This window comes from Halorarum halophilum (assembly GCF_013401515.1).
GTDB lineage: Archaea > Halobacteriota > Halobacteria > Halobacteriales > Haloferacaceae > Halorarum > Halorarum halophilum.
Genome location: NZ_CP058529.1, coordinates 1,923,767 through 1,946,609 on the forward strand (window position 1 = coordinate 1,923,767; position 22,843 = coordinate 1,946,609).

General features: G+C 70.0%; 22 protein-coding genes. 19 read left to right on the forward strand and 3 right to left on the reverse strand.

Going from position 1 to position 22,843, the window contains the following annotated elements; translation table 11 throughout:
* Nucleotides 1–48 precede the first annotated feature (48 nt).
* Together HUG10_RS09820 and HUG10_RS09825 are read left to right on the forward strand one after the other, a co-directional pair.
* Nucleotides 49–846, forward strand: a complete 798-nt coding sequence (locus tag HUG10_RS09820; protein WP_179169406.1) for an aldo/keto reductase — start codon at nucleotides 49–51, stop codon at nucleotides 844–846.
* Nucleotides 847–1,012: 166 nt separating this feature from the next.
* Nucleotides 1,013–1,255: a hypothetical protein gene (locus tag HUG10_RS09825; RefSeq protein WP_179169407.1), complete on the forward strand. Its 243-nt coding sequence runs from the start codon at nucleotides 1,013–1,015 to the stop codon at nucleotides 1,253–1,255.
* On the opposite strand, the gene ppc is transcribed toward HUG10_RS09825, so the two are convergent.
* A complete protein-coding gene (ppc, locus tag HUG10_RS09830) occupies nucleotides 1,252–3,933 on the reverse strand; it encodes a phosphoenolpyruvate carboxylase (RefSeq protein ID WP_179169408.1) in 2,682 nt (893 codons plus the stop codon). The genes HUG10_RS09825 and ppc overlap by 4 nt on opposite strands.
* A gap of 338 nt (nucleotides 3,934–4,271) precedes the next feature.
* Here ppc and HUG10_RS09835 point away from each other — a divergent pair, with 338 nt between their 5' ends.
* The 6 genes from HUG10_RS09835 to trpG all read left to right on the forward strand — a co-directional run bounded on the left by HUG10_RS09835 (nucleotide 4,272) and on the right by trpG (nucleotide 9,751).
* A complete protein-coding gene (locus HUG10_RS09835; protein ID WP_179169409.1) occupies nucleotides 4,272–5,183 on the forward strand; it encodes a ubiquinol-cytochrome c reductase iron-sulfur subunit in 912 nt (303 codons plus the stop codon).
* A gap of 70 nt (nucleotides 5,184–5,253) precedes the next feature.
* A complete protein-coding gene (locus HUG10_RS09840) occupies nucleotides 5,254–5,583 on the forward strand; it encodes a hypothetical protein (protein ID WP_179169410.1) in 330 nt (109 codons plus the stop codon).
* Nucleotides 5,584–5,741: 158 nt separating this feature from the next.
* Complete coding sequence (trpD, locus tag HUG10_RS09845) at nucleotides 5,742–6,734, forward strand: anthranilate phosphoribosyltransferase (RefSeq protein WP_179171043.1); 993 nt, start codon at nucleotides 5,742–5,744, stop codon at nucleotides 6,732–6,734.
* The gene (locus HUG10_RS09850) at nucleotides 6,731–7,393 is read left to right on the forward strand and encodes a phosphoribosylanthranilate isomerase (RefSeq protein WP_179169411.1); all 663 of its coding nucleotides are present in this window, start codon (nucleotides 6,731–6,733) and stop codon (nucleotides 7,391–7,393) included. The genes trpD and HUG10_RS09850 overlap by 4 nt, the downstream gene beginning before the upstream one ends.
* Before the next feature lie 34 nt (nucleotides 7,394–7,427).
* Nucleotides 7,428–9,092, forward strand: coding sequence for an anthranilate synthase component I (gene trpE / locus HUG10_RS09855; protein WP_179169412.1), 1,665 nt, complete (start codon nucleotides 7,428–7,430; stop codon nucleotides 9,090–9,092).
* The gene (gene trpG, locus HUG10_RS09860) at nucleotides 9,089–9,751 is read left to right on the forward strand and encodes an anthranilate synthase component II (RefSeq protein ID WP_179169413.1); all 663 of its coding nucleotides are present in this window, start codon (nucleotides 9,089–9,091) and stop codon (nucleotides 9,749–9,751) included. The genes trpE and trpG overlap by 4 nt, the downstream gene beginning before the upstream one ends.
* A gap of 177 nt (nucleotides 9,752–9,928) precedes the next feature.
* Here the strand turns inward: trpG and HUG10_RS09865 are convergent, their stop codons facing one another.
* Nucleotides 9,929–10,138 (reverse strand): hypothetical protein, encoded by a 210-nt coding sequence (locus HUG10_RS09865; protein ID WP_179169414.1) that lies wholly within the window; start codon nucleotides 10,136–10,138, stop codon nucleotides 9,929–9,931.
* 384 nt (nucleotides 10,139–10,522) lie between these two features.
* Here HUG10_RS09865 and HUG10_RS09870 point away from each other — a divergent pair, with 384 nt between their 5' ends.
* The 9 genes from HUG10_RS09870 to HUG10_RS09910 all read left to right on the forward strand — a co-directional run bounded on the left by HUG10_RS09870 (nucleotide 10,523) and on the right by HUG10_RS09910 (nucleotide 20,842).
* On the forward strand, nucleotides 10,523–13,660 hold the full coding sequence (locus tag HUG10_RS09870; protein WP_179169415.1) for an adenosylcobalamin-dependent ribonucleoside-diphosphate reductase: 3,138 nt from the start codon (nucleotides 10,523–10,525) through the stop codon (nucleotides 13,658–13,660).
* A 314-nt stretch (nucleotides 13,661–13,974) separates the two neighbouring features.
* Complete coding sequence (locus HUG10_RS09875; protein WP_179169416.1) at nucleotides 13,975–14,571, forward strand: NUDIX hydrolase; 597 nt, start codon at nucleotides 13,975–13,977, stop codon at nucleotides 14,569–14,571.
* On the forward strand, nucleotides 14,558–15,001 hold the full coding sequence (locus tag HUG10_RS09880) for a desampylase (protein ID WP_179169417.1): 444 nt from the start codon (nucleotides 14,558–14,560) through the stop codon (nucleotides 14,999–15,001). The genes HUG10_RS09875 and HUG10_RS09880 overlap by 14 nt, the downstream gene beginning before the upstream one ends.
* 48 nt (nucleotides 15,002–15,049) lie before the next feature.
* Entirely contained in the window at nucleotides 15,050–15,811 is a 762-nt protein-coding gene (locus HUG10_RS09885) for an SDR family NAD(P)-dependent oxidoreductase (RefSeq protein ID WP_179169418.1), read from the forward strand.
* Between the two features lie 378 nt (nucleotides 15,812–16,189).
* Nucleotides 16,190–17,260 (forward strand): aminotransferase class I/II-fold pyridoxal phosphate-dependent enzyme, encoded by a 1,071-nt coding sequence (locus HUG10_RS09890; protein ID WP_179169419.1) that lies wholly within the window; start codon nucleotides 16,190–16,192, stop codon nucleotides 17,258–17,260.
* 80 nt (nucleotides 17,261–17,340) lie between these two features.
* Nucleotides 17,341–17,718, forward strand: a complete 378-nt coding sequence (locus HUG10_RS09895; RefSeq protein WP_179169420.1) for a translation initiation factor IF-5A — start codon at nucleotides 17,341–17,343, stop codon at nucleotides 17,716–17,718.
* 4 nt (nucleotides 17,719–17,722) lie between these two features.
* Nucleotides 17,723–18,625, forward strand: coding sequence for an agmatinase (gene speB / locus HUG10_RS09900; RefSeq protein WP_179169421.1), 903 nt, complete (start codon nucleotides 17,723–17,725; stop codon nucleotides 18,623–18,625).
* 302 nt (nucleotides 18,626–18,927) lie between these two features.
* Nucleotides 18,928–19,695 (forward strand): Nif3-like dinuclear metal center hexameric protein, encoded by a 768-nt coding sequence (locus tag HUG10_RS09905; RefSeq protein ID WP_179169422.1) that lies wholly within the window; start codon nucleotides 18,928–18,930, stop codon nucleotides 19,693–19,695.
* Nucleotides 19,696–19,777: 82 nt separating this feature from the next.
* Nucleotides 19,778–20,842: a deoxyhypusine synthase gene (locus tag HUG10_RS09910; protein WP_179169423.1), complete on the forward strand. Its 1,065-nt coding sequence runs from the start codon at nucleotides 19,778–19,780 to the stop codon at nucleotides 20,840–20,842.
* Between the two features lie 364 nt (nucleotides 20,843–21,206).
* On the opposite strand, the gene HUG10_RS09915 is transcribed toward HUG10_RS09910, so the two are convergent.
* Nucleotides 21,207–21,632 carry a hypothetical protein gene (locus HUG10_RS09915; protein ID WP_179169424.1) on the reverse strand — a complete coding sequence of 142 codons (426 nt, stop codon included), beginning with the start codon at nucleotides 21,630–21,632 and terminating at the stop codon, nucleotides 21,207–21,209.
* 18 nt (nucleotides 21,633–21,650) lie between these two features.
* Between HUG10_RS09915 and HUG10_RS09920 the strand changes: the two genes are divergently transcribed.
* Both HUG10_RS09920 and HUG10_RS09925 read left to right on the forward strand, forming a co-directional pair.
* On the forward strand, nucleotides 21,651–21,992 hold the full coding sequence (locus tag HUG10_RS09920) for a hypothetical protein (RefSeq protein ID WP_179169425.1): 342 nt from the start codon (nucleotides 21,651–21,653) through the stop codon (nucleotides 21,990–21,992).
* A 10-nt stretch (nucleotides 21,993–22,002) separates the two neighbouring features.
* On the forward strand, nucleotides 22,003–22,716 hold the full coding sequence (locus tag HUG10_RS09925; protein ID WP_179169426.1) for an Hsp20/alpha crystallin family protein: 714 nt from the start codon (nucleotides 22,003–22,005) through the stop codon (nucleotides 22,714–22,716).
* The last annotated feature ends 127 nt before the right edge of the window (nucleotides 22,717–22,843 follow it).

Sequence of the window (22,843 nt, forward strand, 5' to 3'; positions counted from 1 at the left end):
GTCACCGCGACCGACGGATTCACCCGAGCGGCGGGTGAACGTCGGGCCATGCCGTCGTTCCACCGGTTCGGTCAGGGGACCTACAAGCTCGAAGGTGAGCAGTGCGCCGAGAGCGTCGAGACCGCGCTCGACCTCGGCTACCGCCACGTTGACACGGCCCAGAGCTACGACAACGAGGAGTACGTCGGCGAGGCGCTGGCCGCGTCCGACGTGGACCGCGAGGACGTGTTCGTCGCGACGAAGCTCGCGACGGGCAACCTCGCCTACGACGACGCGGTCGAGACCGCCCGCGAGAGCGCCGAGAAGCTCGGCGTCGACACCATCGACCTCCTCTACGTCCACTGGCCGATCGACACCTACGACGCCGAGGAGACCTGCCGCGCCCTCGACGACCTCGTCGACGAGGGGCTCGTCCGCCACGTCGGCCTGTCGAACTTCATGCCCGACCAGCTGGAGGAGGCACGCGGCAACCTGGACGCACCCATCTTCGCCCACCAGGTCGAGTGCCACCCGCTGCTCCAGCAGGACGAGCTCCGCGAGTTCGCCCGCGAGGACGACCACTGGCTCGTCGCGTACTCCCCCATCGCGCGCAACCAGGTCGCCGACGTACCCGAACTCCGGGAGATCGCCGAGAAGCACGACGTCACGCCGGCGCAGGTCAGCCTCGCGTGGCTGCTCGCGAAGGAGAACGTCGCCGCCATCCCGAAGGCGACGGGCGAGGACCACATCCGCGAGAACCTGGCGGCGACCGACCTCGACCTGGACGACGAGGACATCGCCGCCATCGACGACCTCTCGGAGTCCAACCGGATCGTGGACTTCGAGGAAGCGCCGTGGAACGCGTGACCTATGGTCACGAATGAAGACAGCGAGCGATAGCGAACCGCCGGAGCAACGCGAGGTCGTAGACCTCGAACGAGGGCGACGTAACCGTCGGACCGAACGTCCGATTTACTTTCACTGCACCTCCGGCTGAGACTTATCCCCCTGCCGCCCGTTCTCCCGGAACGCCATGTCAGACCCGTCCCACTCGACCGACGACGACAGCAGGAGCACGCCCCGGACGGACGTCCGCCTGGTGCTCGGTGTCGCCGTACTGTTCGCGCTCCTCGGCGCGCTGTTGACCCGCGTCGCCGACGGCGGCAGCATCGACGGCGCCCTCGCCATGTCGCTCGCGGTGCTCGTCGTCTCGGCCGCGGTCGTCGTCTTCGGCGGGGAGGCCGTCCGGACCGCGGCGGACCTGTTCCGCCCCTAGCCCGTGTTCTTCATGCCGGCCGCGATGCCCTTCACGGTGAGCCGTAGCGCCCGCTCCTCGGCCTCCGTCCGGTGGGTTCGTGCGAGCAACTGCACCTGGAGCAGGTTCAGCGGGTCGACGTACGGGTTCCGGTGCTCGAGGCTCTCGGCGAGCCACTCCCGGCGGAGGAGCGATTCGCGCCCCGTGATCTTGCGGATCAGCTCCACTGCCCGCTCGTACTCCGCCTCGATCTCGGGGAAGAAGCGCTCGCGGAGTTCCGGGGGCGTGAGGTCGGCGTACTCGGCGGCGATCTCCGGTTCGGTCCGGGCGAGCGAGAGGCCGATGTGGTCGACGGTCGTCCGGAAGAACGGCCACTCTTCGTACATCTCCCTGAGGACGTCGAGGTCGCCGCCGTCGTCGAGATACGCGTCCAGCCCCGACGCGACCGAGTACCAGCCTGGGAGGATGGCGCGCGACTGGGTCCACGAGAACACCCAGGGGATGGCCCGGAGGTCCTCGACGGTCCGCTCGCCGCTCCGGGAAGCCGGCCGTGAGCCCATGTTCAGGTCCTCGATCACCGTAATGGGCGTCGCGGTCTCGAAGTAGCGCACGAACCCGTCGGTCTCCAGCAGGTCCCGGTAGGCGTCGCGAGCGCCCTCGCCGGCCACGTCCATCGCGGCCTCCCACTCCTCCTTCGGCCGGGGCGCCTCGTCGGTGAGCGTCCGGAGGCGGGCGCGCACCTGCGCGTCGAGCATCTGTTCGAGTTCGCGCTCGGCGACGCGGGGGTTCGCGTACTTCTCCGCGATGGCCTCGCCCTGCTCGGTGAACTTCACCTCGCCCGTCGCCGTCTCGGGCGGGAGCGCGAGCAGCGCCTCGTTCATTGGGCCGCCGCCGCGCGAGATGGAGCCGCCGCGCCCGTGGAACAGCCTGAGTTCCACGCCCACGTCGTCGGCGACCTCCGCGAGCCGTCGCGCGTTCCGGTGGAGGTCCCAGGCCGCCGCGAGCGGGCCGTTCTCCTTGTTCGAGTCGGAGTACCCGAGCATCACCTCCTGGACGTTGCCGCGCGCGTCGAGTGCGGCGCCGTACGCGTCGTTCTCGACGAGCGTCCCGAGGATCTCCCGCGCGTTGCCGAGCGCGGAGGCCGTCTCCAGCAGCGGCACGACGTCGAGTTCGCAGTGTTCGGGCAGCGAGACGACGTCGGCGAGGTCGGCGAGGTAGAGCACCTCGAGGACGTGGGACGGCTCCTCGGTCATCGAGATGCAGTACGCGTCGATCGCCTCGGCGCCGTACTCGGCGTGCCAGTCGGCGAGCGCGTCGAACCGCTCGCAGACGCGGGCCGCGGTGTCCGAGAGGCCGTCCGCGTCGAGTTCCCCCACCGACTCCTCCAGTATCGACTCGGTGAGGACCTCGACGCGGTCCGCCTCGTCAAGGTCGGCGTAGTCGATCCCCTCACGTTCGAGGACGGCCTCGACGGTCTCGGTGTGGTTCTCCTGGTGGTCCCGGAGGTCGAGCGCCGCCAGCGTGAAGCCGAACGTCTCCACCCGGCGGGAGAGGGGGTCGACGTGCTCGGCGGCGACCGTCTCCTGCCTGTTCGCCCGGAGGTCGGCCGCGAGCGCGGCGAGCGCGTCCTCCAGTTCGTCGGGGTCGTCGAACCCCCCGGGACGGAGGTCGTCGACCCGGTCGAGTCGCGCGCGGAAGAGGTGGACGAGCCGCCGGTACGGCTCCTCGGGATATCGCTCGTCCGCGTCCGCGGCGGGTCGCGGAACGGCGTCGCGCTGGGCCGCGACCGCGTCCTCGAACGCGTCCGTGTGCGTCAGTCGGCTCCCCTCGTGGCTCACCGCACCCGAGAGCGCCGCGAGTTCCTCGTCGTACCGCGCGAGCACCGCGTCGCGCTGGACGGCGAGCGTCTCGCTCGTCACCTCCGGGGTGACGTGGGGGTTGCCGTCGCGGTCGCTGCCTGCCCACGAGCGGAACGAGAGCACCTCCGGCACGTCCACGTCGGGGTGGGCGTCGTCGACGGCGTCCTCGAGCGCGTCGTAGGCGTCGCTCACCACGTCGAACAGCGTCTCCTCCAGGTACCAGCGCACGTCGCGCGCCTCGTCGGACGGGGTCGGTCGACGCGGGCGAACCTGCCGGGTCGCCCACAGCGACTCGACCTCGGCCGCCAGGTCGTCGTCGAGCGCGGCGACCTCGCGGTCGGTCAGCCGGCGCTCGTCGAGGTCGGCGAGCACCTCCGAGACGTGGCGGAGCTTCGCCTTCACCGTCTTCCTGCGGGCCTCGGTCGGGTGGGCCGTGAACGTCGGGATCACACGGATGTCCTCGAGCGCCCGCGCCGCGACGTCGTTGTCCACGTCGGCCAGCGCGTCCACGGTTGCGCTCAGCCCGTCCGGGAGCGTTCCGGCGTCCTCCCCCCGACGCACCGCCCGGATGCGTTCCCGCTCCTCGGCGACGTTCACCAGTTCGAAGTACGTCGCGAACGCCCGTGCGACCGTGCGCGTCGTCTCCGGGTCCAGCCCGGCCAGGCGCTCCCGGACGGTCGCCCTGCTCGGCGCGGAGCCGCGCCGGTAGTCGATCGAGCCCAGTCGAACGTCCTCGACGGCGTCGAACGCCGTCCGCGACGTCTGTCGTTCCACCACTCGGCCGAGGAGGTCGCCCAGTTCACGCACGTCCTGTCGGACGTCGCGCTCTTCGCTAGTCATACAGTGACATGGTAGCCCCGTATGTAGAGCCTTTCCCGTTTCGTCGAAAAATTGCCTCCGAAACGAATTAATTTCGAGTGCCTGTAAGGAACGGACGATCGGCGGGGGCGAGGCGGAGACCGTGCGGTGGACTTCACGGACACGCTGGAGGACGCAGTTCGAGCGGGTTCCGGGTAGCACGCCGACGAACCGTCGGACGGGTCGCGGCGGGAACGTCGCCACGAGCGGCCCGGAGCCCTCCCAGGTGCTCCCCGCATCACGCGGGACGAAAATCCCGTCACTGCGGGCGTGTCCCGGCTTTCGTCAGGCTTTTGCGTAGCCGCATCCGACTCCCGCCTATGAGCGCAGACGACAAGTACCCGGGCGACTCCGGACGCCGGCGGTTCGTCAAGGGGGTCGTGGGGGGCGCGTCGCTGGCCGGTCTCGGCGCCGTAGGGTCGGCGACCGTCAACAGCCTCACGGCCTCCTCGGGGTCGGGCGGCGGGGCCACCGAGGCGATGGCCATCGAGAACGTCGCGGGGCCGGCGCCGCGCGGCATGCCCCAGATCCCGATCGAGATCGACGACCAGGGGGCGATCCTGGGCGTCTGGCCCGAGGTCGAGACGGTCACGGAGCAGGGGATCGAGGTCAAGATCGCCGAGACCCAGATCGGCGGTCGGACGTACTCGACGGAGTGGTTCCAGTACTGCGGCGTCGAGACGTACCAGGGCGTCCAGCCGGCGTACGAACCCGAGGGCGGGAACTACTTCCACGCGGGGGATCAGCCGGGTTACGAGTGGCAGACCGAGGCGATGAGCGGCGGCGACCAGTTCACGGTCGACATGTTCTCCGACTACCAGGAGTGGGGCAACGGCATCGGCGCCGCGGGGATGGGCAAGCCCGCGACCGGCACGTGGCGCTCCCAGGACACGGAGGACGTCATCCCCATCCAGTTGATGCGGAGCCCGGTCATCGAACAACTCGCCAACAGCGGCTCGGCCGACGCCCCGAACGGGGAGACGTACGAGGTCGACTCCAGCACCCAGGAGTGGCTGAGCGGCTCCACCTCGCAGGGGTTCATCGCGTGGCTCAACAAGTGCACGCACTTCTGCTGTGTCCCCGGGTTCAAGTCGAACCCGGGTTCCGCCCGATACGGGGCCGCGGACGGCGTCTACTGTCCGTGCCACCAGTCCGTGTACGTCCCGTACAGCATCACCCCCACGCTGTTCACGGCCCGGCCGCGCCCGGACGACTCGGGCTCGGGCGAGTAAGGGGCCCGGCGACGACCTCCGCGACCGACACGACGACGCGCTTTTCCTCCCGCTCCGCCCACGCGAACCCATGAGCGACGAGCACACGACGGACGACGCGTTCGAGCGCGAACTGGCGAACGCCCGGTCACTCCTCGACGCCGAGGACGTCACCGCGATCCACGTCGGCGTCGTCCACGGCGAGGAGGTCGACACGGCGTTCGCGCAGACGGCCGACGACCCGGAGGGGGAGGGGCTCCGAGCGCTCACGCTGCTCGCGACCCACCTCCGACTGGTCGCCGAGGAGGCGGGCGTCGACTACGAGACCGTCGCCGCCGACGCGGCACGGCTCGCCGATTCGGTCGAGGAACTGCCCGACATGGGGGACGATTCCGGGTCACAGTCGGAACGCGAGGACTGACGCGGCAGCGTCGCCCGGCGGACCCCGCCTCGACCGACCACGTCATCGACTATCCACGTCATCGACCGGCCACGGCACCGTTTCGCACGCCCGCGACAGGCTTATCCCGATGCACATATTTGTACATCGTAACACCAATCTGCCCACCCATGTCCACAATACAGGAGTACATCGAGCGCGTGACCGAGGGGGAGGACCTGACCGTCGCGGAGGCGCGGGAGGCCTCAACGGTCGTGTTCGAGGAGGCGACCGAGGCACAGATCGGCGCCCTGCTCGCCGCGCTGCGGGCCAAGGGCGAGACGGAGGGCGAGATCGCCGGCTTCGCGCAGGGGATGCGCGACGCAGCGCGGACGATCGACCCCGACGGCGACCCGCTCGTCGACACCTGCGGCACCGGCGGCGACGACTACGACACCATCAACGTCTCGACGACCTCGGCCATCGTCGCCGCGGGCGCGGGCGTGACGGTAGCCAAGCACGGTAACTACTCGGTCTCCTCCTCCTCCGGGAGCGCGGACGTGCTGGAGGTCGCGGGCGTGAAGGTCGACAGCGAGCCCCCCGCCGTCGAGGCGGCCATCGAGCGCGACGGCATCGGCTTCATGCTCGCGCCGGTGTTCCACCCGGCGATGAAGGCCGTCATCGGCCCGCGAAAGGAACTCGGGATGCGGACGCTGTTCAACATCCTCGGCCCGCTCACCAACCCCGCCGGCGCCGAGGCACAGGTGCTCGGGGTGTACGACCCGGACCTCGTCCCGCTGCTCGCGGAGGCGCTCACGCACATGCCGACCGAACGGGCGCTCGTCGTCCACGGCGACGGCGCCGACGAGATCGCGCTCCACGGGCCGAGCATCGTGGCCGAGGTCGACGGCGACGACGTGACCGAGTACACGCTCACGCCCGAGGACGTCGGGCTCGAACGCGCGCCGGTCTCGGACATCGCCGGCGGGTCGCCCGAGGAGAACGCCCGCGACCTCGAGGGCATCGTCACCGGCGAGGTGACGGGGCCGAAGCGGAACGTCATCCTCGTGAACGCCGGGGCGGCGATCTACGTCGCCGGCGAGGCGGCCAGCGTCGAGGAGGGGGTCGAGCGCGCCGCGAACGCCATCGACGAGGGGGACGCCGGGGACACCCTGGCGGCGATGCGCGAATGACGCGGGTGAAGATCTGCGGCGTCACGAACGCGACGGACCTCCAGGCGGTCTCGGAGGCCGGCGCCGACGCCGTCGGCGTCATCGCGGACGTGCCGGTCGACACCCCGCGCGAGGTGAACCTCGCGACCGCCGCGGACCTCACGGCCGCGGCGCCGCCGTTCCTCACGACGACGCTCGTCACGATGCCCGTCGAGACCGAGGACGCCGTCGACGCCGCGCGGCTCGTCGACCCCGACGTGCTCCAGCTCCACGGCGACGACCTCGACGCGACCGACATTGGCTACGTCCGCGCCGAGGCCGGCGTGAAGGTCGTCCCCGTCGTGGACCACGACGACCCCGACCGCGCCCACGACCTCGACGAGGCGGCCGACGCCATCCTCGTCGACTCGACGACCGAGGGGGGCGCCGGCGGGACGGGGGAGACGCACGACTGGGAGGCGACCGCCGAACTGGCCCGCGAACTGGTCTCGCCGGTCGTCCTCGCCGGCGGGCTGACGCCCGAGAACGTCGCGGCCGCGATCTCGACGGTCGAGCCGTTCGCCGTCGACGTCGCCTCCGGCGTCGAGCAGCGCGGCGGCGCGAAGGACCACACCGCTGTCGCCCGGTTCGTCCGGAACGCGGGCCGGTCGCTTGGCGAGGCGGAGGAGGTCCACGGCTGATGGAGGGAGCCGGTTCGAGCGAGGTGAACTCCTGATGGACCGCACGCGCGCCGAGTTCGTCGACCTCGTGGAACCCGTCGAGGGGCCGGCGGTCGCCTACGTCACCGCCGCGGTCGACGCCGACGTGGAACCGCTGACCGCGTACGCCGCGCTCGCGGACCGCGCCTCCCACTCGTTCCTGCTGGAGAGCGCCGGTAAGGTCGCCTCCAGCGACCCGGACGGCGCGTTCTCGCCGAGTTCGGGCGGCGCAGGTGGAGGGAACGGCTACAACGGCGCCGGCAACCGCGGCGGCGACCCGGACGCCGAGGCGGAACGACACGCCCGCTTCTCGTTCGTCGGCTATGACCCCGAGGCGGTCGTCTCCGTCTACCCCGACCGGACCGAGGTGGACCGGCTGGGTCCCGCCGCCGAGTACGTCGAGGTCGGCGGCGACGACGTCGTCGACCGCGTTCGCGCGGCCCTGCCGGACGCCGAACGGGTCGGCTTCCCCGAGTCGGACCGGCAGACGCTCGACGGCGGGCTGGTGGGCTTTCTGGCCTACGACGCGGTGTACGACCTCTGGCTCGAGGAGGTCGGCGTCGACCGGCCCGACCCGGTCGTCCCGGACGCCGAGTTCGTGCTCACGACCCGGACGCTCGCGTTCGACGACCTTGAGGGGACCGTCCGGCTGGTGTTCACGCCGATCGTCGGCCCCGACGAGGACCCCGGCGCCGTCTACGACGCCCTCGCGGCGGAGGCGGCGGACGTGGAGGTGACGCTCCGCGCGGCGGAGCCGCCGGAGACGGACGGCATCCGGAAGAGCGGCGAGACCGCCGGACCGCGCGACGCCTACGAGGACGCCGTCCGCGAGGCGAAGGAGCGCGTCCTCGACGGCGACATCTACCAGGGCGTCGTCTCCCGAACCAGGACGGTCGAGGGCGCGGTGGACGACCTCGCGCTGTACGAGTCGCTCAGGGCGGTGAACCCCTCACCGTACATGTACCTCCTGCAACACGGCGACCGGTCGGTCGTCGGCGCCTCCCCCGAGACGCTCGTCTCGGTCCAGGGCGACCGGATCGTCTCGAACCCCATCGCGGGCACCTGCCCGCGCGGCGCCTCGCCCGTCGAGGACCGGCGGCTCGCCGGCGAGATGCTCGCCGACGGCAAGGAGCGCGCCGAGCACACGATGCTCGTCGACCTCGCGCGCAACGACGTCAGGCGCGTCTCCGAGCCAGGGTCGGTCCGGGTCGAGGAGTTCATGAACGTCCTGAAGTACAGCCACGTCCAGCACATCGAGTCGACGGTCACGGGGACGCTCGCGGCCGACGCCGACGCGTTCGACGCGACCCGGGCGACGTTCCCAGCGGGCACCCTGACCGGCGCGCCGAAGGTGCGCGCGATGGAGATCGTCGACGAGCTGGAGCTCGAACCGCGGGGCGTGTACGGCGGCGGCGTCGGCTACTACTCGTGGAGCGACGACGCCGACTTCGCCATCGTCATCCGGACCGCGACGGTGGACCACCCGCCGGACGGCCCCGACGAACTCACCGTCCGCGCGGGCGCCGGTATCGTGGCCGACTCGGACCCGGCGAGCGAGTACGAGGAGACCGAGCAGAAGATGGGCGGCGTACTCGACGCCGTCGAGCGCGCGCTCGTGACGGAGGACGCGGACTCGGAGGGGCCGGCCACGGCCGTCGCCGAGTCGGAGGCCGAGCGATGAGGGTCACCGTCGTCGACAACTACGACTCGTTCACGTACAACCTCGTGGAGTACGTGAGCGACCTCGAGATCGACGGCGAGCGTCCGACGATCGAGGTCCTGAAGAACGCCGCCTCGCTCGCCGAGGTCCGCGACACCGACCCCGACGCGCTGCTCATCAGCCCCGGACCGGGCCACCCGAAGAACGACCGCGACGTCGGCGTGACGATGCCGGTCCTCCGGGAGCTCTCGCCCGAGGTCCCCACGCTCGGCGTCTGTCTCGGGCTCGAGGCGGCCGTGTACGAGTACGGCGGGAGCGTCGGGCACGCGCCGGAACCGATCCACGGGAAGGCGTTCCCAGTCGACCACGACGGCGCGGGCGTGTTCACGGGGCTGGAGCAGGGGTTCCGTGCCGGGCGCTACCACTCGCTCGTCGCGACGTCGGTCCCCGACTGCTTCGAGGTGTCGGCGACGACCGACCACCGCGTTCCCGCGGCGGACGCGGACGAACCGGCCGCCTCGCGCTCCGGGGAGCGGGGAGCGTCCGGCGACGCCGAGTCGCTGGTGATGGGCGTTCGCCACCGCGAGCACCCCATCGAGGCGGTGCAGTTCCACCCGGAGTCGGTGCTCACGGCGGTCGGGCACGACGTGATCCGGAACTTCCTGATCGAGTGCGTCTGAGCCCGGTTCGGGGAGGGTTCGCGGTGCTCGCGGGGACTGGTAGCTGCGGGGACGTGTAGCTAGGGGACTGCTGGAGCGAGGAGCTGGGCGGCTGCGGCGACGATAGCTGGACGACTGCGGGGACGGAGGGCTCCTGGCCGTGATTGGCGCGTTCGGTTCCCGGCGCGTCGACCCGGCTCAGATGAGGAGCCGCGACACGAGGAGGAACGCGCCGACGCCGATGCCGGCGATGAGCGCGATCTTCCAGGCGATCCGCAGCGCGATTCGACTCACGAGCAGGACCGCGAGGAACGCCACGATGGCGAGGAACAGCTGCCCGAGCGTCGTGTCGAACAGCGCCGGGTACTGGAGTACCGCGCCGAAGACCTGTACGATTTCTGTGACCATGCCGACCTCGTACGCAGTCCACACACATACCGCTTGCCCCTCCAGTACCGACGGATGATAACCAGACGTGTGCGACACTGCACCCCGTTCACGTCGACGGGTTTCCAGTCGAACCGCAAGACGGCGTAACTTTCGCTGCGCTCTGCACACTCTTATACCCCGCCGCGTTGTATCCCCACACAGACTCGGAGTCGAACGCCCCACAGGGGTGCCGCCGGGAAGTGGCCACCCCAACTGCGGTTGAATTAGCACAACTGAACCGGAACCCACACGGTTATGAACGTGGGTCCGGAAGCGAACTTCCGTCCCAACACCCATGGAAACAACGCACGCCATCATCGAATTCGCCCGGAATCGAGGCCACGCCGGGGAGGAGCGCGACGAATGAGTCGCGCGGACCTCGGCGCCGACGAACTCGACCTGCCGATCAAGCGCACCGAGGGGGAGACCCTCCGGGAGCGACTCACCGGCAACGCCTACGACAACATTCTACCCGCCCGCTACCTCCGCAAGGACGCCGACGGTACCCTCACCGAGACCCAGGAGGAGCTGTTCGTCCGCGTCGCGCGCAACATCGCGCTCGCCGAGGCCGTCTACGAGGCCGAGAAGCGCGACGTCGAGGTGACGGTCACGCCCGACCAGCTGAAGCCCGGCCACCCGCGCCGCGACGAACTCGCCGAGGAGGTCTTCGGAAAGGGCGTCTCGCCGGAGGACGACGCCGAGACGACCCTCTCCGTCTACAACGTCAACAAGTTCGCCTACGACACCGTCGTCCCCGAACTCCCCGAGGAGATCGCGGCCCACGTCCGCGAGGTCGCCGACGAGTTCCAGGAGCTGATGGAGCGGCTCTCGTTCATGCCGAACTCGCCCACGCTGATGAACGCCGGCGACGAGCTCCAGCAGCTCTCGGCCTGCTTCGTCGACTCGCCCGGCGACGACATCGACGACATCCACCAGACGGCCAAGGAGGCCGCCCAGGTGTTCCAGTCCGGCGGCGGCATGGGCTACGCGTTCTGGAAGCTCCGCCCGTACGGCGACGCGGTCGGCTCCACCGGCGGCATCGCCTCCGGGCCGATCACGTTCATGCGGACGTTCGACCAGATGTGCGAGACCATCGCGCAGGGCGGCGCCCGCCGCGGCGCCCAGATGGGCGTCATGCGCGTCTCGCACCCGGACGTCATCCAGTTCATCCACGCGAAGAACAAGGACGTCTCGCTGGCGAACTCGCTGCGGCTCAACGACCCGGACGACTACACGCACACGAGCTTCGCCGACGCGCTGGACGAGGCACGCGAGCTGATCGACGAGGACGGCAAGGTCCCGAAGCACCTCCGGAACGCCGTCGAGGGCCACCTCTCGAACTTCAACATCTCCGTCGGGGTCACCGACGACTTCATGGAGGCGCTCCAGGCCGGCGAGGAGTTCACGTTCACGAACCCGCGCACGGAGGAACCCCACGTCGCGACGCCCGAGACGAAGGAGCTGTACGACATGTTCGGCCTCGGCGAGCACGTCGAGGTCGGCGAGGTCCTCTCGGTCCCCGCCGAGGAGATCTGGGAGCACATCGTCGCCGGCGCCCACGAGAATGGCGAGCCGGGGATCGTCTACCTCGAGCGCATCAACAAGCTCCACAGCTTCGACGTGGAGGAGCATCCGGAGCACCGCATCCTCGCGACGAACCCCTGCGGCGAGCAGCCCCTCGAGGAGTACGAGGCGTGCAACCTCGGCCACATCAACCTCTCGACGCTCGCGGCGATGGACGCGCCCGACTGGCGCGTCTGGAGCGAGGAGCACGAGGACGAGTTCGACTCCCGCGAGGAGGCCATCGAGGCGTTCCTCGAGGACGCGATGGACTGGGAGGCGTTCGACCACCGCATCGCCTACGGCACCCGGTTCCTCGAGAACGTCGTGACGATGTCGGACTTCCCGGTGCCCGAGATCGAGCGGAAGGTCCGCGAGATGCGGAAGATCGGCCTCGGCGTCATGGGCCTCGCACAGCTGTACATCCAGCTCGGCGTCCGCTACGGGAGCGACGTGGGCAATGAGATCGCCCGCCAGCTCATGACCCACATCAACCACGGCTCGAAGTGGACCTCCCACACCCTCGCCGAGCAGCGCGGTTCGTTCGACGACTGGGAGGACTCGAAGTACGCGAACCCGACCGAGTACCCCGAGTGGTTCGAACAGTACGTCGGCGAGGACCCCGAGAAGTGGGCCGACGGCTTCCCCATCCGCAACCACAACACGACGACCATCGCCCCGACGGGGACGACCTCGATGGTCGGCAACACCACGGGCGGCTGCGAGCCCATTTACAACGTCGCCTACTACAAGAACGTCTCCGACGACGTGCAGGGCGACGAGATGCTCGTGGAGTTCGACGACTACTTCCTCCGGACGCTGGAGGCCAACGACATCGACGTCGAGGCCGTGAAGAAGGAGGCCCAGGACCAGATGGCGAACAACGAGTTCGACGGCGTCGACGGGCTGGAGACGGTCCCGGACGCCATCGGCGAGCTGTTCGTCGTCACCGGCGACCTCACGGCGCGGGACCACGCGGGCGTGCAGGTCGCCTGCCAGGCCGGCGTCGACTCGGCCATCTCGAAGACGGTGAACGCGCCGAACGACTCGACGGTCGAGGACGCCGCCGAGGTGTTCGAGTACATCTACGAGCACGGCGGCAAGGGCGTCACCTACTACCGCGACGGCACCCGCTCGAAGCAGGTGCTCACGACCCGCGCGGACAACGCGGAGTTCGCCGACGAGAGCGAGGCCGCCGAGGCGCTCGTCGCGCAGATCTCCGAGGTGTTCGGCGGCATCGAGGGCTTCCTCGAGAACGAGGAGGTTCGCGCCGCGGTCGACGCGGAGGTCGAGGGCCTGCTGGAGGCCGCCGACTCCGACACGCCGACGATCGACTACACCGAGAAGCGCCCGCGGCCGGACTCGCTGCGCGGCATCACCCAGCTCATCCAGACGGGCTACGGGAAGGTGTACGTCACCATCAACGAGGACCCGGCGACGGGCGAGCCGTTCGAGCTGTTCGCCAACATCGGCCACTCGGGCGGGTTCACCAACTCCTTCACGGAGTCGCTGGCGAAGGTCATCTCGACCGCCCTGCGCTCGGGCGTCGACCCGAGCGAGATCGTGGACGAGCTCCAGGGCACCCGTAGCCCGAAGGTCGCCTGGGACAAGGGCGAGCAGATCCAGTCGATCCCGGACGCCATCGGCACCGCGCTCCGCCGGTACCTCGACGACGAGGTGGACAAGGGCTACCCGGACCAGCAGCGCCTCGACGACATCGACGAGAGCGCTTCGAGCGCGGACGCGCCGGAGCCGGACGGCGGTGCCGAGACGGCCGACTCGGCCCGCGAACCCGGCCCAGGTGCGGCGGGCTCGGACGACGCGGTGGACGAGCTCATCGCGAACGGCGAGTCGCCTGAGTGCCCGGACTGCGGCAGCATGACGCTGTACTACTCCGAGGGCTGCAAGACGTGCGAGTCCTGCGGCTGGTCGGAGTGCTAGTCTAGGTTCGAGTGTTCGCGGGTTCCTCTTCGTCTTCTCGTTTCATCCACGGTTTGGCCGGGAGCCTTCACTCCGCGGTTCGGAGCGGCTCGAAAGCCCCCAGTTTCTGCGCGAAGGCGGACGACGCAAGCACCGCAGGAGCGAGACGGAGTTCTCGTGAGCGCAGCGAGGTCCCCGAGCCGACAGCTGCGGGGGCTTCCAAGTCGTTCCCGGTTCACGCGGTCACAGTAGCAGAATCGACCCAGAATACCGACTCAGCGCAGTAACCGAAGAGGACCGAAGCCATCATGGTGCCAGTCGAACACCCAAAGCACATGAGCACGGACGACGCCGGCGCGCCAGCCGACGCCGGGGGCGACGCGGCCGGGGAGACGGAGCATCGGAACGCGCTCCAGGACGTCATCGCGGTCGACGCCGACGACGAGAAGGAGGGCGTAGTGAACCGCCTCGAGGCCCACACAGGGGACGGCATCCGACACCGGGCGTTCACCTGCCTCGTCTTCGACCAGGACGGACGCATCCTGCTGGGCCAGCGCGCGCCCGGCAAGCGGCTCTGGGGGACCTACTGGGACGGCACCGTCGCCTCCCACCCCGTCGAGGGGCAGACGCAGAAGGATGCCACTCGCCAGCGGCTCGAGGAGGAACTCGGCATCACCCCCGACCAGTACGGCGAGGTGCGCGTCACGGACAAGTTCGAGTACAAGCGCTACTTCGAGAACGCCGGGCTGGAGTGGGAGGTGTGCTCCGTGCTGAAGGTGACCCTCGAGGACGACGGACTCGACCCCGATGAGGAGGAGATCGCCGGCCTGCTGTGGGCCGACTACGAGCACCTCCACGAGCACCCCGAGTGGTACCGCCAACTGCGGCTCTGCCCGTGGTTCGAGATCGCGATGCGCCGTGACTTCGAGTAACGACCGCGACCCCGAAGCGACGCTCGTTCTCCCGACCCCCGTCCGCGAGACGCTCCACGAACGCGCGACCGACGGCGCACCCGAGGAGGTGTGCGGCGTGCTCGTCGGCCGGCGGGGCGCTCACGAACCCTTCAGGCCCGACCGCGTTCAGGAGGCGATCCCCGTCCCGAACGTCGCCGCCTCGCCCCGAACGCGGTACGAACTCGACCCGGCCGAGACCCTGTCGGTCGTCGAAGGCGCGGAGGCCGCCGGGGACGACGTGGTCGGCTTCTACCACAGCCACCCTCGCGGCCCGATCGAACCGTCCCCGACCGACCGCGAGCGTGCGACGTGGACCGGATACGTCTACACCATCGTCTCGCCCGACGACCTAGCGGCGTACCGCTGGACCGGCGACGAGTTCCGACGGCTCCGGGTCGAAACGCCGTAGTCGCCTCGGGTCGAAACGCCGTAGTCCCCCCGGCACCGAGTCGGAGGTATGAGCGACGATCCGGTCGACGCCGACGGCAGGGGAAGGGACGGGAACGGCGACCAGACCGTCACCCCGGAGCCGGACCTGTACGACGACCTCTCTGGCCAGGTGGCGTTCGTGACCGGCGCGAACCGCGGCATCGGGCTGGAGATCGCCCGGAACCTCGACGACCTGGGCGCCACCGTGTACGCCGGGGTCAGGAGCGTCACCTACGACCTCCCGGACGGCCTCCGGAAGGTGACGCTCGACGTGACACAGGAGGGCGACGTCCAGTCGGCGCTGAACCGCATCGGCGACGACGCCGGTCGCCTCGATATCCTCGTGAACAACGCAGCCGTGTCCGGGTCGGGTAAGCAGCTCCACGAGACCCGGACGGCCGACTTCGACCACTCGCTCTCGGTGAACCTCCGGGGGCCGACGCTGCTCTGCAAGTACGCGCTCCCGCCCCTGCTCAGGCAGGAGTCGCCCCGCATCGTGAACCTCTCGTCCGGAATGGGCGCGCTCGGCGAGGAGCAGTCCGGGGGGTCGCCGGACTACCGGATCACCAAGACCGGACTGAACGGCCTGACGCGCTACCTGGACGGTGAGTACGGCGACGAGGGCCTCGTCGCCAACTCGGTGTGTCCGGGCTGGGTCAGCACCGAGATGGGCGGCGAGGAGGCGCCCAGGAGCCCGGAGGAGGGAGCGGAGACGCCGACCTGGCTCGCTCGGTTCGAGTCCGGTCCGAGCGGGCTGTTCTGGCGCGACAGGTCGGTCATCGACTGGTAGTCCGTCGACTTAGTGTCCGGTCTGTCGCCGTTTTCCGATCGATCGTCGTTTCCGCGAACACGGTGACCGTGACCTCGGAAGCCCCCGCGCTCTCGACTCCCGGGGCTCGCTGCGCGCGTTCGCTCGGCCTCCGGCCTCGCTCACGTACTTACGTCGCCCGGGTTCGCCGAGAGCGCGGCCCCTTCCATTCCCACCCTGCCAGGTCACCGGACAGGTGTCGTTCACCGGACACCCGTCGGTAAAGCGTTCGGGTGTCGGTCATCGCATCTCACCTGAAAGCCGGCGTACGTCGAACCGGCCCCCTGGCTGACGTCGCTCGGCCCGATTCTAACTCTCCGGAATCCCAGCGTTTAGCCCTCGAGAAACCGACGAACACCCATGCAGATCGCGCCCTTCGAACTCGAACGCTGGTTCGCCGAGTACGAGCACGAGGCGGACATCATGCTCGCCGAGTCCGGCATCAGATCCCTGGAGGCGAGTCGCTTCGACCTCGACGTCGGCGACCTCGGCTACGTCATTCCGACCAACGGCGACCCCGAGTTCCGCGCCGAGGTCGGCGAGCGCTACGACCGGGGCACCGACGAGGTGCTGTTCACGTGCGGCACCCAGGAGGCGAACTTCCTCGCCTTCCTGGCCCTGCTCGACTCCGAGCACGGCGGCGAGGCCGTCGTCGTCACGCCGACCTACCAGGCGCTCGAGGGCGTCCCGGAAGCGTTCGGTGAGGTGACCCGCGTCGGCCTCGAACCCCCCGAGTGGGAACTCCACGTGGACGCCGTCGCGGACGCGGTCACCGACGACACCGCCGTCGTGGTGCTCGCCAACCCGAACAACCCCACCGGACGCTACCACTCGGAGGAGACCGTCCGGGAGCTGTACGACGTCGCCGCCGAGCACGACGCCTACCTCCTCTGTGACGAGGTGTACCGCCTGCTCGTCGAGGAGCCCATCCCGCCGGTCGCCTCCTTCGGAGAGTACGGCCTCTCGACGGCGAGCCTCACGAAAGCGTACGGGCTCGCCGGCACCCGGTTCGGCTGGCTCGTCGGCGACGAGGCGGTGGTCGAGGCGGCCTGGGAGTGGAAGGACTACACGACCATCTCGCCGTCGCCCTTCGGCCAACACGTCGCCCGCCAGGCGCTCGGCGAGAGGGAGGACGACATCCTGCGGGAGAACCGGGCGCTCGCCCGGAAACACCACGACATCGTCGCCGACTGGCTCGACGAGCACGGCCTCGACTGGTACGACCCAGTCGGCGTCAACGGGTTCGTGACGGTACCCGACGGGTACGACGGGTCCCGGGAGTTCTGCCGGACGGTGGTGGAGGAGGCGTCCGTCGTACTCGCGCCTGGGGACGTGTTCGGCCACGACGACTACTTCCGCATCGGCTTCGGCCTCCCGACCGACGAGCTGGAGGACGGACTCGAGCGCGTCGGGCACGTTATCGCAGACTGAGGCCCCCGGAGTGCCAGATTCGGTGGATTCGCCGGCGCGCTATCAAACCGTTTATACCGCCCGACCGGGAAGTCCGGTGCATGCCGAGAGAGCAGAAGCAGGTCCGGGAACTCCAGGAGGGGAGCTACGTCATGATGGACGATGCCCCCTGCAAGATCAACCACTACAGCACGGCGAAGCCGGGCAAACACGGCAGCGCCAAGGCCCGCGTGGAGGGCAAGGGCGTCTTCGACGACCGGAAGCGCAGCCTGAGCCAGCCGGTCGACGCGAAGGTCTGGGTCCCCATCATCGAGCGGAAGGGCGGTCAGGTCGTCTCCGTCTCGGGCAACGACGCCCAGATCATGGACCTCGACACCTACGAGACGTTCACGATGCGCGTCCCGGAGGACGAGGACTTCCAGCCGGACCAGAACATCGAGTACCTCGAGTACGAGGGCCAGCGGAAGGTCGTCGGGTAGTGCCATGACGGCCCCGTTCCCGGGCGCGCGGGCGGCCGGCGACGGGACCCACTCGGCGACCGCCGACGCCGACCGCACCGACGCCGAGCACGCCGACGCGAACTACCACCTCGTCGGCGCGCCGCTCGACGCGACGACCACCTTCCAGCCGGGGACGCGGTTCGGTCCGGATCGCGTCCGCCGGTTCGCGGGGACGTTCGACGACTACGACCGCCGCACCGACTCGTCCTTCTCCGAGGCGGCGGTCCTCGACGGCGGGAACGTCCGCGCCTGGAACGACGTCCCGGCGTACCTCGACCACCTGACCGCCGAACTCCGCGCAGCCGTCATCGACGAGGCCGTCCCGCTCACCATCGGCGGCGAGCACACCGTCACCCGGGCCGGCGTCCGCGCGACCGAACCGGACGTCCTCGTCGTCCTTGACGCACACCTCGACCTCCGCGACGAGTACGACGGCAACCCGCTGAGCCACGCCTGCGTCGTTCGCCGCTGTCTCGACGGCCTCGGTGGTTCCGACCACCCGACCGTCGACGAGGTCGTGGTCGTCGGCGCCCGAACCGGCTCACGCGAGGAGTGGGAACGATCCGAATCCGAGGACGTGACGGTCGTCCCGCCCGAGAACGCCGGCGAGTGGTCGGACCACGTGCCGGATCTCGACGGCCGCGACGTCTACCTCTCGGTCGATATCGACGGCGCGGACCCCGGGTTCGCGCCCGGCACCGGGACGATGGAGCCGTTCGGGCTCCACCCGCGCGAGATGCGGGACGTCGTTCGCGGCGTCGCGCCCCACTGCGTCGGCTTCGACGTCGTGGAGGTGAACGACCGGGACGACGGGCAGGCCGCGTCGCTGGCGGGGAAGCTACTCCTGGAGTTCGTCTTCGAACACGCCGCGTCGGGCCGGGACTGAAGAACTCGCGGCGCGGCGTTACGACCGCACCCGACTGACGAGGCGTCGCGCCTTCCGCTTGATGCGCCGTTTCGTCCGTCGCGGGAGTCGACGCCACACGCGCGTGGCACTGCGAAGTTTACCCATGTAGAGTCACCTCGCGGCCGGAACTACTGGACCCAGGAGGAAAACGGCCACGGCCGCCCTCCCACTTCCGTGACGGAGGAGAGAGGAGGGGGAATCGCTGGGTCGGCTCGGGTCATCGTTCGGCGCGTCGACCCCCGGTCGTCGCCTACAAGCCCCCAGCGGACGCAGGGTCGAACATGGACCGTTCGGAGTTCGTCTCTCGACTCGACGAGGAACTTGACACCGACGCGTACGCCGACCTCGACGCCAGCCCGAACGGGCTCCAGGTCGGCAGCGCGGGCGGGGAGGTCGAACACGTCGCCTTCGCCGTCGACGCCGCGGTCGCGACCGCCGAAGCCGCGGTCAGGGCCGGCGCCGACGCGCTCGTGGTCCACCACGGGATCGTCTGGGGCGGGCTCGACCGCGTGACCGGACGAGCACACGACCGCGTCGCACCGTTGATCCGCGAGGACGTCGCGCTGTACGTCTCGCACCTCCCGCTGGACGGCCACCAGGAGCTCGGGAACGCCGCGGGGGTCGCGGACCTGCTCGGGCTGGACGACCGCGAGCCGTTCGGCGAACTCGGGCCGGAGTACATCGGCCAGCGCGGGATGCTCGCCGAACCAGCCACGACCGGGGAGCTCGCGGCGACGCTCGATTCGGATCTGCACCACGACGGCGAGGGGGTACAGGTGCTTGACTTCGGCCCGGACGAGATCGAGGACGTGGCGGTCGTCACGGGCAGCGGGAGCGACTGGCTGGACGAGGCGGTCGAGGTCGGCGCCGACGCCCTCGTCACCGGCGAGGGGAAGGGGAAGGCGTACCACGAGGCGCGCGAGGCGGGGATCACGGTGCTGCTCGCGGGCCACTACGCCACCGAAACGTTCGGCGTCCGGGCCCTCCAGGAGCTCGTCGAGGGGTGGGGGCTGGAGACGGCGTACCTGGACCACCCGACGGGGTTGTAGCGGGCGGGCGGAGTGCCGAACCGGGAACACTCCCCGCCGGCGAACCACGCCCTTCTAAGCGCCACGCGCCGCACGTCCGGGTATGACCGACCACGACGGCGGGGACGGCGACGGTCACGGCGACAGCGGCGACCACGCCGAACGGCATTCCGGCCGCGAGGCGTTCTCGCACGACCCGCTCGGACACGCGCGGGTCCGCGGCGGCATGACCGTCGCGGAACTCGTCGAGCAGTACGGCCACGCCGGCATCGGCGCCCAGTCCGTCCACGAGGCCGCCGACGTGCTCGCGGAGATGATGGGCAGCGAGGACTGCACGCTGTTCCTCTCGCTCGCGGGCGCGATGGTGCCGACCGGGATGCGCCGGGTCGTCGCCGACCTGATCCGCGACGGCTACGTCGACGCGCTGGTGACGACGGGGGCGAACCTGACCCACGACGCCATCGAGGCCATCGGCGGCAAGCACCACCACGGCGAGACCCACCAAGAGGGGAAGTCGCTCCGCGAGCACGACGAGCAGCTGCGCGACGAGGAGGTCGACCGCATCTACAACGTCTACCTCCCGCAGGAGCACTTCGCCCACTTCGAGTCGCACCTCCGCGCGGAGGTGTTCCAGCCGCTCGCGGAGCGCGACGGTGCCGTGAGCATCGCGGACCTCTGTGCCGAACTGGGGCGGGCGAACGCCGCGGTGAACGAACGCGACGACGTCGAGGAGGACCCCGGCGTCGCGGCCGCGGCCTACGAGCACGACGTGCCGATCTACTGCCCGGCCGTCCAGGACTCCGTGCTCGGGCTGCAGGCCTGGATGTACTCGCAGACGTCGGGCCTGACGCTCGACGCGCTCGCGGACATGACGCCGCTCACCGACCTCGCGTTCGAGGCGGAGGAGGCGGGCTGCCTGCTCGTCGGCGGCGGCGTCCCGAAGAACTTCACGCTCCAGACGATGCTCGTCACGCCGCGCGCGTACGACTACGCCGTCCAGATCACGATGGACTCCGAGGCGACCGGCGGGCTCTCGGGCGCGACGCTCGAGGAGGCGCGATCGTGGGGCAAGCTCGAGAAGGACGCCAGGAACGCCTCCGTCTACGGCGACGCGACGGTGTTCCTCCCGCTGTTGCTCGCGGCCGCCCGCGAACGCGTCGAGGTGTAGCGGAGCGGTCGAGGTAGGGCCGGCTTTCGCCCGGCGACCGGCGGGTACGGCTACCGTTCGCGGACAGTTCGATGGCTCACCTGACACCGCGGCAGCGCCGCCGCTCGGCGGGATCGCACCTCCGAATCGCGCTGGAAAAACGGAACGGAGCCGTGGCTTACCCGGCGACGCAGTCCGCTTTGTGACGGCGGTGGTCGGGGTACGATCCGTCCGTTGACCTGAACACTCGTGAACCGTCGCCGCCGTTTATGCTCCTCTCGCCACCTCACACTACCGCCTGGGTCGCCCCGCACGCGGCGGCCAGGCGAGGCGAAGTATGACCCAACAGTCACGACAACCCGGCCAGTCCGTCGAGGGAGCACAGCTACAACAGCCACAGCAGGGACGGCAGTCGGCAGGCCAGCAGTTCCAGCAGAGCCCGCAATCCCAGCAACAGCCCATCCAGCAGCCACAGCAACAGCCGATGCAACAGCAGCCGATGCAACAGCAGCCACAGCAGTTCCAGTCGCCCCAACAGGTCCAGCAACCGCCCCTCGGTCAGCAGGGGCAGGTGCCACAGCAGGGTGGACAGATTCAGCAGCCACAGCAGCAACCGCAGGGAGCCCAGCAGCCCCAGCAAATCGGACAACCCGGACAGCCCCAGCAAGCCCAGCAGCCGCAACAGCAGCGACAGGGACCACAGCAGCCCCCTCAGCAACTCCAGGGAGGACAGTTCGGTCAGCAGGCCCAGCAACCCCAGCAGCCGACGCAACAGCAGGCCCCACAGCAACCCCCTCACCAGTTCGGCCACCAGATCCCACAGCAGGGGATGGGACAGCAGCCCCCTCGAGCGTCCCAGCAGGGGATCGGTCAGCAGGTGCCCCAGTACGGGATGGGACAGCAAGGACAGCAGTCCGGCGGGGAGATGGCGTCCCAGCAGCTCGGCCGACAGCCCGGCCAGGGCGTGACGATTCCGGTCCAGCCCGCGAGCCAGCAGGGGCAGTCGTCCCAGCAGGCCCAGCCGCTCCAGAAGGAACAGCAGGCCCAGCAGCCGCTCGGCCAACGGGCCCAGCAGTCGAGTCTCGACCCAGTCGAGCAGTCGGCGGGCGCACTCGGCGAAGGGCAGACCCAGCAGCCCCCGATGCACACCCCAAAGCAGGGATACCAGTGACGACGGGCGAATGAGCCAGCACGTCCAGTACGGGTACTACGACCCGTACTCGCCCGGCGGGAGGACGGTCCAGGGGTCTCCACAGCTCGCACAGCAGCCGGGGATGGGTGGCGTACCGGTGGATCCGGGAGCCCGGGGCCAGGGCGACCAGGTCCAGCGGGCCCAGCACCAGCACCCGGCTCAGCAGGCCCAGCAGGTCCAGCCGCCGTACCAGTCGCAGGGACCCACGTCGCCCGGACCACCAGAGCCCACGCCTCGGCCACCGGGACCGTCCCGGATGGACACGGCCGAGACGAGCGGCCCCGCGGCGTCCGGTGGGGTCGGACCACAGGGCGGCCCGACCGCACCCCCGTCCGCGATGGGCGGACCGCAGCCCGCCCCGGTGGGCGGAGGGGGATCACCCGCGCCCGTCGCACAGCCGCTCGTCGACATCCTGGAGACGCCCGACGAGGTGGTCATCCTCGCGGACGTCCCGGGGTTCGAGGAGGAGGAGATCACCATCCAGGCCGACGAGAGCTCGCTCTCCCTCGTCGCCCATCGGTCCAACGACGCGGACGAGGAGTATCGCGTCGTCCATTCCGAGCGCCCGACGCGGCTCGAGCGCGTCGTCCAGCTGCCGCCGAACGGCGACATCGACGGCGCGAGCGCCACCCACGACAACGGCGTCTGTACCGTCACCATCCCGAAGGACGGCACGGACCGGCGTGAGATCGGCTTCCACTGAACAGGGATCGAGCAAGACTCGAATCTCGATCGGACCGACCTCGCCGTCGAACCGGAAGCCGGGCGGGAATCCCACCGGTCGGGACCGCCGTCCGGGTATTTTTCCCGACGCTTCGCTGCGACCGACC

What these genes read in the sequence shown, in the direction of transcription:
- ppc (WP_179169408.1), bottom strand. Translation starts at nt 3,933, where the DNA reads ATGACTAGCGAAGAGCGCGACGTCCGACAGGACGTGCGTGAACTGGGC.
- trpG (WP_179169413.1), top strand. Translation starts at nt 9,089, where the DNA reads ATGAGGGTCACCGTCGTCGACAACTACGACTCGTTCACGTACAACCTC.
- HUG10_RS09925 (WP_179169426.1), top strand. Translation starts at nt 22,003, where the DNA reads ATGAGCCAGCACGTCCAGTACGGGTACTACGACCCGTACTCGCCCGGC.
- HUG10_RS09885 (WP_179169418.1), top strand. Translation starts at nt 15,050, where the DNA reads ATGAGCGACGATCCGGTCGACGCCGACGGCAGGGGAAGGGACGGGAAC.
- HUG10_RS09905 (WP_179169422.1), top strand. Translation starts at nt 18,928, where the DNA reads ATGGACCGTTCGGAGTTCGTCTCTCGACTCGACGAGGAACTTGACACC.
- speB (WP_179169421.1), top strand. Translation starts at nt 17,723, where the DNA reads ATGACGGCCCCGTTCCCGGGCGCGCGGGCGGCCGGCGACGGGACCCAC.
- HUG10_RS09910 (WP_179169423.1), top strand. Translation starts at nt 19,778, where the DNA reads ATGACCGACCACGACGGCGGGGACGGCGACGGTCACGGCGACAGCGGC.
- HUG10_RS09835 (WP_179169409.1), top strand. Translation starts at nt 4,272, where the DNA reads ATGAGCGCAGACGACAAGTACCCGGGCGACTCCGGACGCCGGCGGTTC.
- HUG10_RS09890 (WP_179169419.1), top strand. Translation starts at nt 16,190, where the DNA reads ATGCAGATCGCGCCCTTCGAACTCGAACGCTGGTTCGCCGAGTACGAG.
- HUG10_RS09895 (WP_179169420.1), top strand. Translation starts at nt 17,341, where the DNA reads ATGCCGAGAGAGCAGAAGCAGGTCCGGGAACTCCAGGAGGGGAGCTAC.
- HUG10_RS09865 (WP_179169414.1), bottom strand. Translation starts at nt 10,138, where the DNA reads ATGGTCACAGAAATCGTACAGGTCTTCGGCGCGGTACTCCAGTACCCG.
- HUG10_RS09920 (WP_179169425.1), top strand. Translation starts at nt 21,651, where the DNA reads ATGGGACAGCAGCCCCCTCGAGCGTCCCAGCAGGGGATCGGTCAGCAG.
- HUG10_RS09820 (WP_179169406.1), top strand. Translation starts at nt 49, where the DNA reads ATGCCGTCGTTCCACCGGTTCGGTCAGGGGACCTACAAGCTCGAAGGT.
- HUG10_RS09850 (WP_179169411.1), top strand. Translation starts at nt 6,731, where the DNA reads ATGACGCGGGTGAAGATCTGCGGCGTCACGAACGCGACGGACCTCCAG.
- trpE (WP_179169412.1), top strand. Translation starts at nt 7,428, where the DNA reads ATGGACCGCACGCGCGCCGAGTTCGTCGACCTCGTGGAACCCGTCGAG.
- HUG10_RS09840 (WP_179169410.1), top strand. Translation starts at nt 5,254, where the DNA reads ATGAGCGACGAGCACACGACGGACGACGCGTTCGAGCGCGAACTGGCG.
- HUG10_RS09825 (WP_179169407.1), top strand. Translation starts at nt 1,013, where the DNA reads ATGTCAGACCCGTCCCACTCGACCGACGACGACAGCAGGAGCACGCCC.
- HUG10_RS09870 (WP_179169415.1), top strand. Translation starts at nt 10,523, where the DNA reads ATGAGTCGCGCGGACCTCGGCGCCGACGAACTCGACCTGCCGATCAAG.
- HUG10_RS09875 (WP_179169416.1), top strand. Translation starts at nt 13,975, where the DNA reads ATGAGCACGGACGACGCCGGCGCGCCAGCCGACGCCGGGGGCGACGCG.